At 46.5% G+C, this 16,105-nt stretch carries 17 protein-coding genes; 11 read left to right on the forward strand and 6 right to left on the reverse strand.

The genetic code is table 11. The features are described from left to right. The first annotated feature begins 79 nt into the window (after positions 1 to 79). Positions 80 to 1,237, forward strand: coding sequence for a Gfo/Idh/MocA family protein (locus IFU39_RS26970; RefSeq protein WP_192135850.1), 1,158 nt, complete (start codon positions 80 to 82; stop codon positions 1,235 to 1,237). A gap of 334 nt (positions 1,238 to 1,571) precedes the next feature. Here the strand turns inward: IFU39_RS26970 and IFU39_RS26975 are convergent, their stop codons facing one another. Next, the gene (locus IFU39_RS26975; RefSeq protein WP_036605715.1) at positions 1,572 to 1,892 is read right to left on the reverse strand and encodes a winged helix-turn-helix transcriptional regulator; all 321 of its coding nucleotides are present in this window, start codon (positions 1,890 to 1,892) and stop codon (positions 1,572 to 1,574) included. A 415-nt stretch (positions 1,893 to 2,307) separates the two neighbouring features. Between IFU39_RS26975 and zwf the strand changes: the two genes are divergently transcribed. From zwf to yunB, 4 genes are all read left to right on the forward strand, one after another. Further along, complete coding sequence (gene zwf / locus IFU39_RS26980) at positions 2,308 to 3,762, forward strand: glucose-6-phosphate dehydrogenase (RefSeq protein WP_192135851.1); 1,455 nt, start codon at positions 2,308 to 2,310, stop codon at positions 3,760 to 3,762. A gap of 537 nt (positions 3,763 to 4,299) precedes the next feature. Further along, positions 4,300 to 5,193 (forward strand): phosphogluconate dehydrogenase (NAD(+)-dependent, decarboxylating), encoded by an 894-nt coding sequence (gnd, locus tag IFU39_RS26985; RefSeq protein ID WP_062838007.1) that lies wholly within the window; start codon positions 4,300 to 4,302, stop codon positions 5,191 to 5,193. An 86-nt stretch (positions 5,194 to 5,279) separates the two neighbouring features. Then, positions 5,280 to 5,924 (forward strand): fructose-6-phosphate aldolase, encoded by a 645-nt coding sequence (gene fsa, locus IFU39_RS26990; RefSeq protein ID WP_036605718.1) that lies wholly within the window; start codon positions 5,280 to 5,282, stop codon positions 5,922 to 5,924. A 263-nt stretch (positions 5,925 to 6,187) separates the two neighbouring features. Then, positions 6,188 to 7,069 carry a sporulation protein YunB gene (gene yunB, locus IFU39_RS26995; RefSeq protein ID WP_051446910.1) on the forward strand — a complete coding sequence of 294 codons (882 nt, stop codon included), beginning with the start codon at positions 6,188 to 6,190 and terminating at the stop codon, positions 7,067 to 7,069. Positions 7,070 to 7,159: 90 nt separating this feature from the next. On the opposite strand, the gene IFU39_RS27000 is transcribed toward yunB, so the two are convergent. After that, positions 7,160 to 8,230 (reverse strand): M23 family metallopeptidase, encoded by a 1,071-nt coding sequence (locus IFU39_RS27000; protein ID WP_076319835.1) that lies wholly within the window; start codon positions 8,228 to 8,230, stop codon positions 7,160 to 7,162. Between the two features lie 241 nt (positions 8,231 to 8,471). Here IFU39_RS27000 and lipA point away from each other — a divergent pair, with 241 nt between their 5' ends. Together lipA and IFU39_RS27010 are read left to right on the forward strand one after the other, a co-directional pair. Next, positions 8,472 to 9,371: a lipoyl synthase gene (gene lipA / locus IFU39_RS27005; RefSeq protein WP_017692371.1), complete on the forward strand. Its 900-nt coding sequence runs from the start codon at positions 8,472 to 8,474 to the stop codon at positions 9,369 to 9,371. 14 nt (positions 9,372 to 9,385) lie between these two features. After that, positions 9,386 to 9,805: a YutD family protein gene (locus IFU39_RS27010; protein WP_235200693.1), complete on the forward strand. Its 420-nt coding sequence runs from the start codon at positions 9,386 to 9,388 to the stop codon at positions 9,803 to 9,805. A 27-nt stretch (positions 9,806 to 9,832) separates the two neighbouring features. Here IFU39_RS27010 and IFU39_RS27015 read toward each other — a convergent pair whose 3' ends face one another. Together IFU39_RS27015 and ylbJ are read right to left on the reverse strand one after the other, a co-directional pair. Further along, a complete protein-coding gene (locus IFU39_RS27015; protein ID WP_036673293.1) occupies positions 9,833 to 10,636 on the reverse strand; it encodes an NAD kinase in 804 nt (267 codons plus the stop codon). A 104-nt stretch (positions 10,637 to 10,740) separates the two neighbouring features. Beyond that, positions 10,741 to 11,994, reverse strand: a complete 1,254-nt coding sequence (ylbJ, locus tag IFU39_RS27020) for a sporulation integral membrane protein YlbJ (protein ID WP_100529781.1) — start codon at positions 11,992 to 11,994, stop codon at positions 10,741 to 10,743. 152 nt (positions 11,995 to 12,146) lie between these two features. Between ylbJ and IFU39_RS27025 the strand changes: the two genes are divergently transcribed. The 3 genes from IFU39_RS27025 to IFU39_RS27035 all read left to right on the forward strand — a co-directional run bounded on the left by IFU39_RS27025 (position 12,147) and on the right by IFU39_RS27035 (position 13,707). Further along, positions 12,147 to 12,311, forward strand: coding sequence for a hypothetical protein (locus tag IFU39_RS27025; RefSeq protein WP_155984997.1), 165 nt, complete (start codon positions 12,147 to 12,149; stop codon positions 12,309 to 12,311). Between the two features lie 243 nt (positions 12,312 to 12,554). Further along, entirely contained in the window at positions 12,555 to 12,932 is a 378-nt protein-coding gene (locus IFU39_RS27030; RefSeq protein ID WP_076254602.1) for a globin domain-containing protein, read from the forward strand. Positions 12,933 to 12,975: 43 nt separating this feature from the next. Beyond that, entirely contained in the window at positions 12,976 to 13,707 is a 732-nt protein-coding gene (locus IFU39_RS27035; protein ID WP_036605724.1) for a DUF2225 domain-containing protein, read from the forward strand. Between the two features lie 12 nt (positions 13,708 to 13,719). On the opposite strand, the gene IFU39_RS27040 is transcribed toward IFU39_RS27035, so the two are convergent. Both IFU39_RS27040 and IFU39_RS27045 read right to left on the reverse strand, forming a co-directional pair. Further along, positions 13,720 to 13,953, reverse strand: a complete 234-nt coding sequence (locus IFU39_RS27040; RefSeq protein ID WP_017692378.1) for a hypothetical protein — start codon at positions 13,951 to 13,953, stop codon at positions 13,720 to 13,722. Then, the gene (locus tag IFU39_RS27045; protein ID WP_074096390.1) at positions 13,950 to 14,120 is read right to left on the reverse strand and encodes a YycC family protein; all 171 of its coding nucleotides are present in this window, start codon (positions 14,118 to 14,120) and stop codon (positions 13,950 to 13,952) included. Before IFU39_RS27045 ends, IFU39_RS27040 begins: the two co-directional genes overlap by 4 nt. A gap of 118 nt (positions 14,121 to 14,238) precedes the next feature. On the opposite strand from IFU39_RS27045, the gene IFU39_RS27050 reads away from it, so the two are divergent. Next, a complete protein-coding gene (locus tag IFU39_RS27050; protein WP_192135852.1) occupies positions 14,239 to 16,038 on the forward strand; it encodes a M3 family oligoendopeptidase in 1,800 nt (599 codons plus the stop codon). Positions 16,039 to 16,105: the final 67 nt, after the last annotated feature.

Here is a 16,105-nt window from a genome sequence, read left to right on the forward strand (position 1 = left end):
GTTATATTTTACCACAAGATGAACGCATAAAAGCGCTTTATTATTGTGTATTGTGAAGGAAACAAGGGAGGTTGTAACGATGTTAAGAGTGGCGATTATCGGAGCAGGTGCAATTAGTGGAGCGCATATCTCAGCATACTTAGCATTTCCAGAGCGATGTCAGATTGTTGCTGTGGTCGATATCTACGAGGAAAAAGCACAGAAGCGAATTAATGAATATGGATTGGAAGGTGCACAAGCCTTTACGGATTACACAGAGCTACTTGCCCAAAATATTGATCTGGTATCCGTCTGTACGCCACCATATACGCATGCTCCAATTGCGTGTGATTTCATGCAAGCAGGTGCGCATGTGTTGGTCGAAAAACCGATGGCATCTTCCCTGGAGGAAGCGGATCTGATGTTGAGAGCAGCGCAAGAAAGTGGCAAGTTACTATCTGTAGTAGCACAGAATCGATTTACGACACCGATGATGAAATTAAAAGGTGTGCTGGACAGTAAACGGATGGGACCTATTGTACATGTGCAGGTTGATTCGTTCTGGTGGCGGGGCCACAATTATTATGATCTGTGGTGGCGCGGGACATGGGAAAAAGAAGGCGGGGGCTGTACCCTTAATCATGCGGTGCATCATATTGATGCTATGCTTTGGATGATGGGACCTCCAGTGGAATTACAGGCGATGATGGCAAATACGGCTCATGATAATGCCGAAGTTGAGGATATATCCATGGCGATGCTTCGCTTCCAGGAAGGGGCGCTTGGCATGATTACCAGTTCCGTCGTACATCACGGAGAGGAGCAGCAGTTAATTTTTCAGGGCAAAGAAGCCCGGGTATCTGCACCTTGGAAAGTGGTTGCTTCTACCGCGAGGAATAACGGGTTTCCGGAACCGAATCGAGAGTTGGAACAACAGATTCAGAAGCTCGCTGACGAATTGCCGGATGTTACTCATGTCGGTCACGCTGGGCAAGTGGAGAATGTGTTAAATGCTATTGAGACAGGATCTCCCCTTCTGGTGGATGGCCAAAGTGGTCGGAATACGCTTGAACTGATTGTGGGTATCTATAAGTCGGCAAGTACGAGAGAAAAGGTTGTTTTTCCACTAGGGGCGAAAGACGCGTTTTACACAAGAGAAGGAATTATGCAACATGCCGTACACTTTTATGAAAAAAAGACGACGGTGGACAACTTCGAGGATTCGAGTATTACACTCGGGAGTAAGTTGGATTCGTAGTATTATACGTGAAAAAGATGCCCCTCACATAAGTGAGAATTGGCATCTTTTTTTGTTCCAGGTCTATTACACCTACACCACTAAAAAATCAATACACCCGGTTTTTCCATCCATTTAACTCGCAATCGCTTCGAGATAATAATCTCCATAGTCATTTGGTTTGCAAAATAATAGCGTTATTACGTCTTTGTATACAATTAGTATTCACTGTTTGAAGTAAATAAATCCCGGATGCGGATTGCACTAGCCAGTTGCTAAATGCGATACTCCACCTCCGGGATTATCGGCGTTACCTTTAAGCTAAATAAATAAACCATAATGATTCCTCAAAATATTACAGCCACTTATCAGCCCAACGTTCCACGGCGCTTAGCGCTCTCCCCAGTTCCGTGCCTTTTCGTGACAACATATATTCAGTCCGAACTGGACGTTCCGTGACCACATGGCGAACCACGAGTCCTTCTTCTTCCAATTCCTTCATTCGCTCATTTAACACGCGTTTACTCAAGTCAGGGATATAAGCGTGAATCTCACTGAAGCGCTTGGGTTCCTCCATCAACGCATGGATTATGAGGGCTACCCATTTTCGGCCAATGATCTGATAAGATTGTTCCACTTTTGTGCATATTTGCTTGGCATTCTCATCATCGCTCATGATTGTGCTCCTTCGGTTTAGTATTGCTTGTAATATCATTAGTATACTTATTGTAACCTACTTGTCCACAGGCCATATGTGTAAAATGTCACATACCAATTGTTCTTAATCTTACCACATAAAGCGTTATCATCAAATAAAAACCCTATAAACACTGGAGTTCACAGGTTAGACACGATTATTGACGAATTGTGACGACAGGTGTAATATGGGTAACGTTAATTCAAAAGGTTACAATTTATAACCTAAATACAGGTTGTGGAGAGAAGGAATGTTCCATGGTTAAATTCAGGTGTGTTATATAAACGGAGGCAAGGCGGGGAACACACCCACTTATTCCGTCTTTTGTCATGCTTGGATTTGAACATTTTGCAACATCATATACTATACTGCACAGATCACAGGAGGCACTCCAATGGATGCAATGACATTTGTCCTGTTCGGGGCAACAGGCGATTTAGCCAAACGCAAGATTTACCCTGCATTATATAACTTGTACATGGATGAGAAAATGCCGGAATCCTTCTCCGTTATCGGTTTGGGACGACGTGAATTGTCGGATACGGACTTTCAGGCGAATGTTGAAAAGTCACTGCATGAATTCTCACGTCAGACGCCGGAAGAAGCATCTCAGGTTCGGGATTTCATTGGAGCTTTCCGTTATTGTTCTTTAAATAATACGAAGCTTGAAGATTACACCAAACTGTTGGAACTGGTTCAACAGCGTGAACAAGAGCTTAACATTCCCGAAAACCGCATGTTCTACATGTCGGTGGCACCGGAATTCTTTGAGCCAATCGCATTAAACATACAAGAAAGTGGCCTGGGTAACACCAAAGGCTGGAAGAAACTGATTATCGAAAAACCTTTCGGACACGACCTGCAATCCGCTCGTGATCTGAACGAAAAACTGAGCAATACGTTTGCGGAAGAAGAGATTTACCGTATTGACCATTTCCTTGGTAAACCAATGGTTCAAAATATTGAGACGCTCACCTATGCAAATCCGGTAATTCAAGCGTTGTGGTCTAACCGTTATATTGCCAATGTTCAGATTACGGCAAGTGAGACGGTGGGTGTTGAAGAACGTGCGGCGTATTACGACCAAAGTGGTGCGCTTCGTGACATGTTCCAAAACCATATGCTTCAGTTGCTGATGATGATTGGTTTGCATTTGCCAAAACGTTGCAAACCGGAAGAAATTCAATTCAAAAAGCAAAAAATTGCTGAAGCACTTCGTCCTTTGACGAAAGAAAACGTCGCTTCTGAAGTCGTTCGTGCGCAATATGCCGCAGGTGAGCTGCAAGGCACTTCGGTTGTTGGATATCTGGACGAGCCTGGCATCCCTGCCGGATCGCAGAATGAGACCTATGTTGCCGCAAGACTGTGGATCGATGATCCGTTCTGGAGTGAGGTTCCATTTTATATCCGTACAGGTAAACGCCTGGCTGAGAAATCCACTCGAATCGTTGTTGAGTTCAAGGCTCCACTGAAAACGGGGCATGAATCCGAAAATACAACGGAACCTAACCTGCTTACGATTGAAATTGGTCCGGGAGAAAGTATTTCCCTTCAATTAAATGCGAAGAATCCATTGAACCATGGTGAAGTGGAGCCGATGCATATGACCTTCAACTCAGGTAAACGTAACATCCCTGAAGCGTACGAGAATCTGATCTTTGACGCTATGCGTGGTGATTCCACCTTCTTCGCTCACTGGAACGAAGTGGAGCTGGCATGGCAGTGGGTTCAACCGATTCAGGAAGCATTCGAAGCCGGCAACGTGCCACTGGATACGTACAGTGCAGGTTCGCATGGACCAGAGTCAGCAGATCGCCTGACCGCAGCAGACGGCTACCGTTGGTGGTAAGTGAAACGAAAAAGTGAGCACAGAGATAAGAGCGGTATAATCCGTTCTGCTCACGAATGAACATTTTGCAAAATCCAAATGCGTCTTCCAAGCCAGCAGGATGTAGAACGACATGTTTCTATTCATCTAGAGCGTTTATCTTTGGGAGCGAACTGGATCGATAAAGCAAAATGCTGATATATATGAAGTATTTATCATGAATTATACCGTTCCAATTTTGCATAAGCCCTTCCGGTAATGTGACCGAAAGGCCGTGAAAATTTTTAAATATAGATTAGCGGTTCAGTTTTGAAAATGGGTTGGCTTTGAACGCTGAGAATGCAGTGCAGGGCACGAGATCGATTCTGAAGAAGCGTAGCGTTCGCCTTTATCCCCGGATTTTCTCCTATTTTAGGAGATTCAAAAAAATCTGGGGATAACAGCGATCAAAAGAACGATTCGTGACCGGAACGGTTACTTCACCAAACGTTAAGCACTTATTTTTAATTTTGAACGCAAATGCAATTTAAACATTGTTCATAACAGGAGGATTTTAAAATGAAACTTGGACTCGTCGGATTAGGAAAAATGGGATTGAACCTGGGTAGAAACCTGATTGATCACAAACACGAAGTGGTTGCTTTTGACCTGAACGCTGAAGCAGTAAATGAAATGAAAGAATACGGCGCTGAAGGCGTGTCTTCTTACGCTGAGATGGTGGCTTCGCTCGAATCCCCACGTGTATTGTGGATCATGGTTCCCCACAACGTAGTAGACGCTGTATTGGCTGAAGTTAGCCCGTTGTTGTCCAAAGGCGACATCATCATTGAAGCGGGTAACTCCCACTACAAAGAATCCATCCGTCGCTATGAAGAGATGAAAACCAAAGGCATTCACTACATGGATGCAGGTACATCTGGCGGTATGGAAGGCGCACGTAATGGAGCATGTTATATGATCGGTGGGGACCCGGAAGCTTGGGCAATCGTTGAACCGGCATTCAAAGATACTTCCGTAGAGAATGGCTACCTGTATGCTGGTAAAGCGGGCAGCGGTCACTTCCTCAAAATGGTTCACAATGGTATCGAGTACGGTATGATGGCATCCATTGGTGAAGGTTTTGACGTATTGGAGAAAAGTGGATTTGATTTCGACTTCGAACAAGTAGCACGTGTATGGAACAACGGTTCCGTTATCCGCTCTTGGTTGATGGAGCTGACAGAACGTGCCTTCTCCAAAGATGCAAACCTCGATGAGATTAAAGGTGTAATGCACTCTTCCGGCGAAGGACGCTGGACAGTAGAAACGGCATTTGACCTTCAAACCGCTACACCGGTTATCGCGTTGTCCTTGCTGATGCGTTATCGTTCCCTGGAGACAGACACATTCACAGGTAAAGTGGTAGCAGCATTGCGTAATGAATTTGGCGGTCACGCTGTAGAGAAAAATTAATTTTATATATAACTGTTAACATATGATGAGAATCGGGTAATGACTTATATCGTGTTTACGAATTCATCAAGTGGAGGTAACATATCATGAAATTTTTCTTGGATACAGGGAATGTGGAAGAAATCAAACGGATCGAACGTCTGGGTCTGGTGGATGGAGTCACGACTAACCCGTCTTTGATTGCCAAAGAAGGTCGCGTATTTAAAGAAGTCATTCAGGAGATCTGTGGCGTTGTTAAAGGCCCGGTCAGTGCTGAAGTCATCGGTCTCAAAGCCGAGGATATGTTGAAGGAAGCTTATGAAATTGCAGAATGGGCACCAAATGTAGTCATTAAATTGCCGATGACCGAAGATGGGCTGTATGCTTGTCATGAGTTGACGCAAAAAGGGATCAAAACCAATGTTACGCTGATTTTCTCCGCAGCACAGGGCCTGATGGCGGCGAAAGCCGGTGCAACCTACATCAGTCCATTCGTTGGTCGCTTGGATGATATTGCTGTGGATGGTATGAAATTGATTCGTGATCTGCGTCTTATTCTGGACATGTATGATCTGCCTTCCGAGATTATCGCAGCAAGCATTCGCAATATCAAACATGTAGAGGATGCAGCCCTTTCCGGTGCGCATATTGCCACCATTCCGGGTTCGCTTCTGCCGACACTTTGGAAACACCCACTGACGGACAGCGGGATTGAACGTTTCCTGAAAGACTGGGAATCTGTTCCGAAATAAAAGGATAGACATGCCTGAATCTTTGGGTGGACTGAACATAAAACCTTTCGCCTTGCAGAGTAATCTGCGGGTGAAAGGTTTTTTTTATCTCTGTTTATGTAGTTTCCGATTCGAGGTTAGTTTAGCCAATGAGGAGTGCTTGTCCCTTTCATGTTGTTGTTACTTTCTATCCAGTGTCCACGTGCTGTCCTTCTTTTTCGGGACAACGGTGCATAAGGTTAACATATAGCCTATAGCTCATCCCGTAGGGGAGGGACACTTCGATGATGAGAAGAAAATGGCGAAGCCGGAGACGCCGTAAGCCGCCAAGTGGCAAACGCAAAATGTGGTTGATCATTTTATTGGTCACCGCGTTTTGTTTGATGCAGGGCTTTGCTTATGTGGATAAAAAGATGAAGCCCCCCATCATGCACTTGGCCAAGATCAGAGTGAAGCAGATTGCGACCGAAGCGATCAACAAGGCGATTACAGCACAGGTTGCCGATGGCAAAACCAACGAAGGACTGATTGACTGGAAGACGGATACTGCCGGGAAAGTGTCCGGTTTCATGCTGAACTACAATGAGCATATGCGAATCACTGCAAGTACGATGAATATTGTGCAATCCACGCTGCAAAATGTACACATGTTAAAAGAAAAAATCCCGCTGGGGCAGGCGCTGGGCAGTCCGGTGTTGGCTTCATTTGGCCCGAGTATACCGGTTCGTATTGAGCCCCAAGGCGCTGTCAAAGTGGATCTGAACACCCGTCAGCAGAATGCGGGTATTAACATGATTTTGGTGGAAGTGTACATTCACATTATTGCTGAGGTCGCGGTCGTGGTGCCCTTCGACATGGAACCCGAAACGGTTGATACGGAAATCCCGATTTCCTACCTTTTGGTTGTCGGGGATGTGCCAATGTATTATTACGATAATCAGGGCAAGCCAGTGGGCAGTAACGGTAGTAATGCCCCAGCTATTGCGCTGCCATCAGGTCATACGGGTGTATCAAGCGGTAATGGAGTAACTACGAATCCCCCTAGCCAGAACCAGCAACAGACGCCGTCAGACCATTTGCAAGGGAATGAACTTGAAGAAATTGAGCCGGATGATCTGCCTGATGTGAATGGGGGATTACAGCTCAATAAGGACGCGCACCCATGATACACACAAATTTGAATTACTAAGCATTCGAAAAAGGGGCCTCTATTAAAGAGGTCCCTTTTTCGAATACTTATCGTGCATATCCTCGTCTCACTTACTTTTCTTGTTCTTTTGTTTGCGTTCATCCTGTTCCCAATGTTTCAGTTGTGGATAAGGATCGAACGACCATTCGTGCAGTCCGCTGTCCCGGTAGATACCATAGTGCAGATGCGGAGGAAATTTGCCCTGTGTTCCAGGTTTCCCGTAACCCGAACTGCCAACCCAACCTACAACCTGACCGGGGATCACAACTTCACCGATGCGTGCACTTTTGTCAAAACCCGAAAGATGGGCGTAATAGTGATAATGGTTGTTCAAATCCCGAATTCCGATGCGCCAGCCGCCAAACGGGTTCCAGCCTTTGATCTCCACGACACCGTAACAGGTACTGCGTACAGGCAGGCCATGCGGAGCGAAAATATCTGTTCCCTCATGAATACGATAACCGCCCCAGCTTCTTTTTGTCCCCCAGGTACTGCGATAGGAGTAGTTGGTTCCGAGTGGGACCGGAAAGGCATGTCCGAATAGATCCAGATTGTCAAAATGCTCATATAACTTCGCGAATTGCTGTATCCGCTGCACAGCACGGGAGTTGTGATAATATTCCCACAAGGCAATGTTGAAGTCCTCTTGTTTGTTCCCGTAACCTTGAATAACAGAAGCCATGCTGTACAACACATCCTGATCATTGTTGGCATCCGCTATACCGTCTCCTGAACCATCCCGTCCATATCCTTTGAAAAAAAGAATGGATTCCGGATGTTGATCCGTCTCATCGGGATTTAGCCATCCTCTCCAGGCCGGAGGGGTCATGAAGATACCCGTAAGCCGCTCCGGATGCTTGCGATCCTTTGGGTGTGCACGAGTAATCGTACGTTCATACTGATCAATGGCGGCAAGCCTGTACCAGGGAATCTGGGTCATCTGACCAATGGTTTCATATAAATGGCGACGTGCAGCGAAAATTTCTGCGGGTTTTAACTCGGCAGCCTGTGGTTTGGGAGCGGCCTGGGCGGGTTCACCGTAAACTTCAACAGGCAAGAATGGGAGAAGCAGAGTACCTGCAAGTAATGTTTTGATCCAAAAGCGGTACGTGTGCCTGAAGGTCAAGCGTTGTTGCACTGGGATGCAGCCCCTTTCCATTAGAATGATACAAGGTACCCGATGAACCAAGCTAAAGGTTAGCGTTCTTCAAAAGTTCTCATTTTATCCATGTAAGCTCTTGGGGGGGAATCCAATTATACAAATTGTCCATATCGGGCATGAATGCACAAGATGTGACAAATGGGGGTTTTTCCAGCGCTTTCATGGTATAATATGTTCCGAGCAACAGCCTAACTTCAGTAGAAAGAAGGTTTATGCATTGGCTAAACGTGTTAAAGAACCGAAGCCGGATTGGATTCGGATCAAATTGACAACCGGCGATAACTATCAGGAAATGAAAACGATGATGCGTTCCAAAACGCTGCATACGGTATGTGAGGAAGCACGGTGTCCGAATATTTATGAATGCTGGGCCAATCGAACGGCCACTTTTATGATTTTGGGCGACATTTGCACAAGGGCATGCCGTTTTTGCGCGGTGAATACAGGCTTGCCAACGGAGCTTGATTTGCAGGAACCAGAACGTGTGGCGGAAGCAGCAGAGCAGATGAATCTGCAACACTGCGTAATTACAAGTGTAGCCCGTGATGACCTGAAGGATGGGGGAGCTACGATTTTTGCAGAGACCGTGAAGGCCGTAAGACGACGGTTGCCATTGTGCAGCGTTGAAGTACTCATTCCAGACTTTCTGGGCGATCGGGAATCTTTGCAGATTGTAATGGATGCCAAACCGGACATTCTGAATCACAATATTGAGACGGTTGAGCGGTTGTCAGACAAAGTGCGTGCCAAGGCAAAATATAAACGTTCACTGGAATTGCTTGCTCGTGCCAAAGAAATGCAACCTAACATCCCTACGAAATCAAGCATCATGCTTGGTGTAGGTGAGGAATATAATGAAATTTTATCAACAATGGATGATCTTCGTGCGGTGAACTGTGATATTATGACGATTGGTCAATATTTGCAGCCATCGGAGAAACATCTGTATGTTGAAAAGTATTATCCGCCAGAGGAGTTTGCTGCATTGAAACAGGAAGGATTAAAACGTGGGTTCAGCCACGTCGAATCCGGCCCGATGGTACGCAGCTCCTACCATGCGCATGAACAGGTGAAATCGGCTACCAAACATGCTGAACAGGCGGCAACACACGCGTGATGGAGGATACCGGATTGGAAGAAGAAAAAATCACAGAACAGATTCAGGACCAACTTCAGGAGCAGATCCAGGAGCCGGTTCAGGAATCAGTTGTTGAATCAGTTGAGGAAAAGCCCAAAGAACCGGTCATTGTACAGATCGGCGGCAAAAATTATGAAATCGTCCAGAACCACAAAGAGGGCTGGAATCCAGAGGTCTTCCGTGATCGTTACAGTGAAGTGCTGGAGCGTTATGATTATATTATCGGGGACTGGGGTTATAGCCAGCTGAGGTTAAAAGGGTTTTACCGTGATAACCATCCAAAAGCGACAAAGGATTCCACAATCGCCAGTATGGTGGATTATATCAATGAATATTGTAACTTTGGCTGTGCGTACTTTGTGCTTCAGAAGAGCAAGGATCAACCTCAAGCCAAAGCAAAAAGCGGTTCCTGAGAAGGACCGCTTTTTTGGTGTGTTATTTTAGTCAAGAAATGCCGTGCGAACCCGGTTCCAGAATGGATAAGGGCGAAAACGTGCAAAACTGACCTTGTGACTGGATACCTGACAACGGACGGAGATCAGATCCTCCACCATCACATTCACATGATCAATCGTCATCAATAACCGCTGATCCTTGCGGGAGAAAATATCACAATGATGATGCTTGGGCAAAATAACCGGTGAACCAAGTGTACGATAGACCCGGTTATTAATCGATGCAATCTCCGCAATCTGAATCGCCTCGATGGTTGGATGAACCATGGCACCGCCAAGGGCCTTGTTGTATGCCGTGCTGCCTGATGGCGTGGATACACAGATGCCATCCCCACGGAACATCTCAAATGTCACATCGTTAATATCGACCTGGGCTACGACGGTACCGTCTACACCTTTTAACGTAAATTCATTAAGGGCGATGTAAGAGGAATTCCCCGACTTTTTACGAATCTCAAGCTCCAAGAGTGGGTATTGTACAATACGTGGTTTGAGACGCTCCGGATCTCCCTTGCCACTCATCAGCCTGACTAACTCCCGTAATTCTTCCTTCTTCCAATCGGCGTAAAAGCCGAGATGGCCTGTATGAACCCCAACAAAAGCAATATCCGGAATACGGTCGATGAAATTGTGAAATGCCTGTAGCATCGTACCATCGCCCCCGATGGAGATAACAATCTCCGGCGATTCTGCATCCAGCTTGAACCCTTCTTCCTTCGCCAGCGCATGAAACTGCTGACTGAGATCAATCGATAACTGGTCTCCGCGGTCTTGAACATAGTATCTCAAGATGAAAGCTCCTTTGTGGTCATTATACTACCGATGATAATCAATTCCGCTGAAGAACACAACGTTTGGGCGCATATTCAGTTAAATATAGATGAATCGTTCACTTATTTTTTGGCATGTCGTCTAGGTTTGAGAATGGAACTTAATATCGCAAGGAATAACAACAACACGATGAGGCTTACAAAAACAATCATTCCGGATAAAAAAATCAGTCCCCAGTCCGGTGTATACGTTGATAACGATGGGATGAAACCGGGCTCCATGAGAACGGGTGAAGAGGAACGCCCCATCATGGGTGTCCATAACAGCAGGACCAGCACAGGGGCGATTAGCGCATGGATTGCTCTGGCAAATAGAAATGGACCGTATCTCATGGGTGTGTTGCTAAGAACACTCATAATCTGTGCATGGACGGATAATCCACCCCAAGAGAGAACAAAGGCTGCTGCTGCTACTTTATAGACGAGTGGGATGGATGCCCCGGCACTCCCAGCCTCTTTGTTCCCCAGCGTTACTTCAAACAGCCCACCGACCAAGCTAGGAGATAAGGATGGAGGCAGTCCGCTATGTCGTAACAATTGCTCGGTTATCCCGTATAATCCGCCAAGCCAACCGGTCTGGACAAGTAGCTCCATCATGACCGAGAAGAATACAACCAGCCCTCCTACGATAATAATAAGGCGAAGGGATGAGGAGACTGCCTGGCGCAGCAGTTCACCAAATGCCCGCCCGTCAGCTTTTCTTGCTTCATGCATCGCATAGATGGCCCGGACCAGTCTGTTTCTAGGTATCCCCTCCGTTGGAGATCCAGAAGAACTGTCTGGGTGTGAGCCTTTTGCTGTACCCCCGTGAAAACGCATGAGCATACCCACCAGAAAAGCTGCAGCGTAATGGCTCGCAACCAATACTGGAGCAATGGCGACATTATGGAAGAACCCAACCGATACCGCTCCAATCATGAAGATCGGATCGGATGATGTAGTGAAGGCAACGAGCCGTTCTCCTTCTTCCCGAGTAACCAGCTTTTGTTCCCATAACTGAGCGGTGAGTTTTGCCCCTGTAGGATAACCGGATGCACAGCTCACGGCAAATACAAAACCACCGCTTCCGGGAACACGAAACAATGGACGCATCAGTGGATTCAGCAAGGTACCTAGAAAATGAACAATGCCAAAGCCGAGCAGCAGCTCGGACAGCACCAAAAAAGGAAAAAGGGAGGGAAACAATACGTCCCACCAGATGGACAGTCCGCGTACACCTGCATGCCAGGTTTCCGCTGGATACAAGACCATTAACACACAAAGGGTCAGGAGAGCGAGTGTGACCAGGACATGGGTGAGTCGTTGTGAAGCAGCCATGAATTCTTCTCCTTTATTTTTGGAATGGTCGGTGTGCGGAAGTCTGTGGTGTTATTGCCATCAATATATGAAAAAAAGTGGACAAACAGTACAAAATTATACGTAGAAAGCGCTTGCAAAAGTGGCTGTGTTTTTGAGTGATGTGTGCTAAAATGAGAAAAACGCCTGAACGTCACCTAATTGTCTCCAAGGTGGAATTCAATTCGGATGGAGTGATGATCATGAGTCTTGTCACCGGAATCCTGGTCTGTGCTTTTGTATATGTGATACGTGCCTCGCTGGTACGCTCTGAGGAAGAGGACTGGCGGAGTTATTAATGAAATACTAGTGCGCCAACCCAAGCGGTTGGCGCTTTTTTTGTGTTATGTTTCGAATAAGGTCCTATATACAGATGGCAGGTTACATGTCCTGATGATTTCATGTTATATAGGACTTTTTGGTTTTTTTTGATAGAATGGAGATAAAGGCTTTTGTGGCCTGGATATTGTTACTGTTTTCACAATGTTCACGGAACGTGTAATATATGGCAAAATTCGACATCAGAAAGGGGAATCAGACGAATGAATCCCAGTTTAAGCATTTATGACAATCTTGGCGGTGAGAAAGGTGTTCGCGCACTGGTCGAGGCTTTCTATCCGATCGTTCAGCAGAATGAGCAGCTGGCTCCGCTTTTCCCGGAAGATATTCAGCCGGTCATCGACAAGCAGTATATGTTTTTGTCTCAGTTTTTTGGAGGACCAGGGCTGTTTTCCGAGGCGTTTGGACATCCGATGATGCGTGCCCGTCATATGCATTTTGAAGTGACGGTTGAACGGGCTGAGGCGTGGCTTGCATGTATGGATCAAGCCTTAACACAGATTGGTGTGGAGGAGCCCTTGCATGCGTTTATCCTGCAGCGTTTATCCGGGCCTGCACATCATTTTGTAAATACACCGTAGATCCGAATATGATTATAAGCGTACGGGAGAGGGATGGAAGAGATTGGAATTAGAGCCGCTGTATAAGGTGAAGGTGACCTGCCATTATTGCGAAACCGAGTATGAAACCTCACGGGTAAGACCGAGTTTGAAAAGGCCCTACCGGACGGATTCGGATTTTTGTGCTTACTACAAGCTGGAGAATCCAGATTTTTATGTGGTTCGCATCTGTCCGCAGTGCGGGTTTGCCACGACGGAGAACGCAACGGAGCATTTAAATGATGCTCAGCGCAAGGCTTTTAAGGAACAGATCGGTAACCGCTGGGTTAAACGTGATTATAGCGGAGCACGAACATTGGAACAGGCGTTGGCAACGTACAAGCTTGCCTTGCTGTGCGCACAGGTTATCCGGGAGAAAGATCGTGTCGTCGCTGGTCTGTTGCATCATATAGCTTGGTTGTATCGTTATATGGAGGACCATGCACAGGAACATCGTTTTCTTGAATTTAGCCTGGAAGCCTATGTGAAGGTGTTCGAACGTGAAGGAACGGGTGGCAATGAAGCCAAACTGTTGTATTTGCTCGGGGAATTGAACCGCAGGGTAGGACGGTTTAATGAAGCAGTGCAATGGTTCAGCAAGGTCATTCATGACAAGCGGATCACAGATGCGGCCATGATTCGTGCTTCAAGGGAACAGTGGGCCGTGCTGCGTGAGCAGATGATTTCAAGTAAGTTGGAACTCCCTGAAGAGATGCTGGAAACAGACAAAGAGGCTGCAAAGCGCAGCCCCCTCTAGGTTGATCTTACATTAGTTACGGACAGGACGGCTGGATAACAAATAGTCACTGTCGTTGTCGATCACGGTCATGCTTGTATTACAGCAGGGAAAGACCAGTAATTTCTTTTTGCCTTCGCGAATGAGCACAAGCTCTTTGGGTTTGAGGGGGAGCAGCACGTTGCTTGCATGACAGTAGGGACATTGCTGTACATAGATGTCTCCCATCACAATATCGTAAGGCCAGCTGTTCTCAAACGGAATCATTCTTGTTCGCCTTCTGGTGCGGAAGGTTTGGAGGTTTCTTGTTTGGCGAGTTCCGCAATCTTCTGCATCAGGATATGTTGGGGCATGTGCATCAGGTGCTCCAAAGGTACGCCCAGGGATTCTGCTAATTTGACGGCTGTATCAGCCGATACTTGTAAAGGTTTCATACGTTTACCTCCTGAAGGTTGCTATAAGTATTTCTCTAGTATAGAGATATGGCTGACAGAAAACCAGTTTTTAATTCAATCCTAACCATCCAATTTATAGAGAGAGGTGCCTTATTAAATGAAAACGCCATTACACCCCGTATGGGACCTGGAGTCCATTTTTAGTGGAGGTTCTTCCTCCGAGACATTTGCTGCGTATCTGATTGAACTGGAAGAGGATGTACGTAAACTGCAACATCTGCTGAACGAAACAGCTGCACCGACTTCATTAGAAGAGACGGCTGCATTTGATCCGATTTTGGAACTGCTGCAAAGCTGTTATATCCGCATATCGGAAGGATCTGCGTTTGTATCCTGCCTCTCATCGCAAAACCAGAAGGACAAAAAGGCAACGCAGCTTCAGGGCGCCATCAGTTCTATTGCAGCGATGCTGAACGGCAGCAAATCGAAGTTTGATAATACACTCAGTCAGACATCGGATTCGGTGTGGGACGCTTGGATTGCTCGGGAAAATATTCAGCCGCTGGCATTTGTACTGAACGAGAGTCGCACGCTGGCTCGTGAGAAGCTGTCGCCTGAACTGGAAGGTCTTGCTCTGGATCTGGGTGTGGATGGTTACCATGGTTGGGGCAAATTCTATAACACGATTGTCAGCAAGGTGAACATTCCGTTTGAGCAAGATGGGGAAACGGTGATGCTCTCCGCAGGACAGGCTGCCAACAAGCTGAGCGATAGTGATCGGAATGTACGCGAGACGGTATTCGCAAACTGGGAGCAAGCTTGGGCCGATGTCGAAGATTTCTGTGCTGACACGCTGAATCACCTCGCGGGATTCCGTCTGAAGTTATATGAGAAACGTGGCTGGGATGATATCCTCAAAGAACCTCTGGCCATCAACCGGATGTCACGTCAGACACTGGATACGATGTGGGATGTGATTAACGGTGCCAAACCTGCGCTTGTTCAATATCTGGAGCGCAAGGCAGAACTGCTGGGGGTAGACAAGCTCAGCTGGAGCGACGTAGATGCACCTGTAGGTAAATCGAGTGGCAAAATCACTTACGATGAGGCAGCCATCAATATTGTTGAACAGTTTGCCAAGTTCAGTCCTAAACTTTCCTCGTTTGCAGAAATGGCTTTTGAGAAACGCTGGATCGAAGCAGAAGACCGTCCTGGCAAGCGTCCAGGTGGATTCTGTACGTCTTTGCCACTTAGCAAAGCAACCCGAATTTTCATGACCTTCTCCGGGACACCATCTAATGTGTCGACTCTTGCGCATGAACTTGGGCATGGATATCATCAACACATCATGGAAGAGTTGCCCGCATTGAATCAGCGTTATGCGATGAATGTGGCTGAGACAGCGTCCACGTTTGCTGAACTGATTGTAGCAGATGCCCTGGTGCAGGCGGCAACAGATGAGCAAGAGAAGCTGGCTTTGCTGGAAGACAAGATCCAGCGAAGTGTGGCTTTCTTTATGAACATCCATGCCCGGTTCCTGTTTGAGAATCGTTTCTATGAACAACGCAAAAAAGGTCTGGTCAACGCGGATGAATTATCTAAATTAATGGTGGAGGCGCAGCAGGAAGCGTTCTGCGGTGTACTTGCATCAGATCATCCTCATTTCTGGGCATCCAAACTGCATTTCTATCTGACGGGTGTGCCATTCTATAATTTCCCATACACGTTCGGTTATATGTTCAGTGCGGGAATCTATGCGAGAGCACAGCAAGAAGGAACGGCATTTGCAGATAAATACGATGATTTGTTGCGGGATACAGGGCGTATGACGGTCGAAGAACTTGCTCAGAAACATCTGGGTACGGACCTGACACAACCGGAATTCTGGCAAAATGCTGCGGACTTGGTTATTGCCGATATTGAGCAGTTTCTGCAGATGACAGCAACCGAAAAATAAGTTGAATATAATAGGTTGAATATATATAAAAAGGCTGCAATTTCGTGTTAACAGACACAGGATTGCA

Source organism: Paenibacillus sp. CFBP 13594 (genome assembly GCF_014842675.1).
In the GTDB taxonomy this organism is placed as follows: Bacteria; Bacillota; Bacilli; order Paenibacillales; family Paenibacillaceae; genus Paenibacillus; species Paenibacillus amylolyticus_B.

What these genes read in the sequence shown, in the direction of transcription:
- IFU39_RS26970 (WP_192135850.1), top strand. Translation starts at nt 80, where the DNA reads ATGTTAAGAGTGGCGATTATCGGAGCAGGTGCAATTAGTGGAGCGCAT.
- IFU39_RS26975 (WP_036605715.1), bottom strand. Translation starts at nt 1,892, where the DNA reads ATGAGCGATGATGAGAATGCCAAGCAAATATGCACAAAAGTGGAACAA.
- zwf (WP_192135851.1), top strand. Translation starts at nt 2,308, where the DNA reads ATGGATGCAATGACATTTGTCCTGTTCGGGGCAACAGGCGATTTAGCC.
- gnd (WP_062838007.1), top strand. Translation starts at nt 4,300, where the DNA reads ATGAAACTTGGACTCGTCGGATTAGGAAAAATGGGATTGAACCTGGGT.
- fsa (WP_036605718.1), top strand. Translation starts at nt 5,280, where the DNA reads ATGAAATTTTTCTTGGATACAGGGAATGTGGAAGAAATCAAACGGATC.
- yunB (WP_051446910.1), top strand. Translation starts at nt 6,188, where the DNA reads ATGATGAGAAGAAAATGGCGAAGCCGGAGACGCCGTAAGCCGCCAAGT.
- ylbJ (WP_100529781.1), bottom strand. Translation starts at nt 11,994, where the DNA reads ATGGCTGCTTCACAACGACTCACCCATGTCCTGGTCACACTCGCTCTC.
- IFU39_RS27025 (WP_155984997.1), top strand. Translation starts at nt 12,147, where the DNA reads ATGAGAAAAACGCCTGAACGTCACCTAATTGTCTCCAAGGTGGAATTC.
- IFU39_RS27030 (WP_076254602.1), top strand. Translation starts at nt 12,555, where the DNA reads ATGAATCCCAGTTTAAGCATTTATGACAATCTTGGCGGTGAGAAAGGT.
- IFU39_RS27040 (WP_017692378.1), bottom strand. Translation starts at nt 13,953, where the DNA reads ATGATTCCGTTTGAGAACAGCTGGCCTTACGATATTGTGATGGGAGAC.
- IFU39_RS27045 (WP_074096390.1), bottom strand. Translation starts at nt 14,120, where the DNA reads ATGAAACCTTTACAAGTATCGGCTGATACAGCCGTCAAATTAGCAGAA.
- IFU39_RS27050 (WP_192135852.1), top strand. Translation starts at nt 14,239, where the DNA reads ATGAAAACGCCATTACACCCCGTATGGGACCTGGAGTCCATTTTTAGT.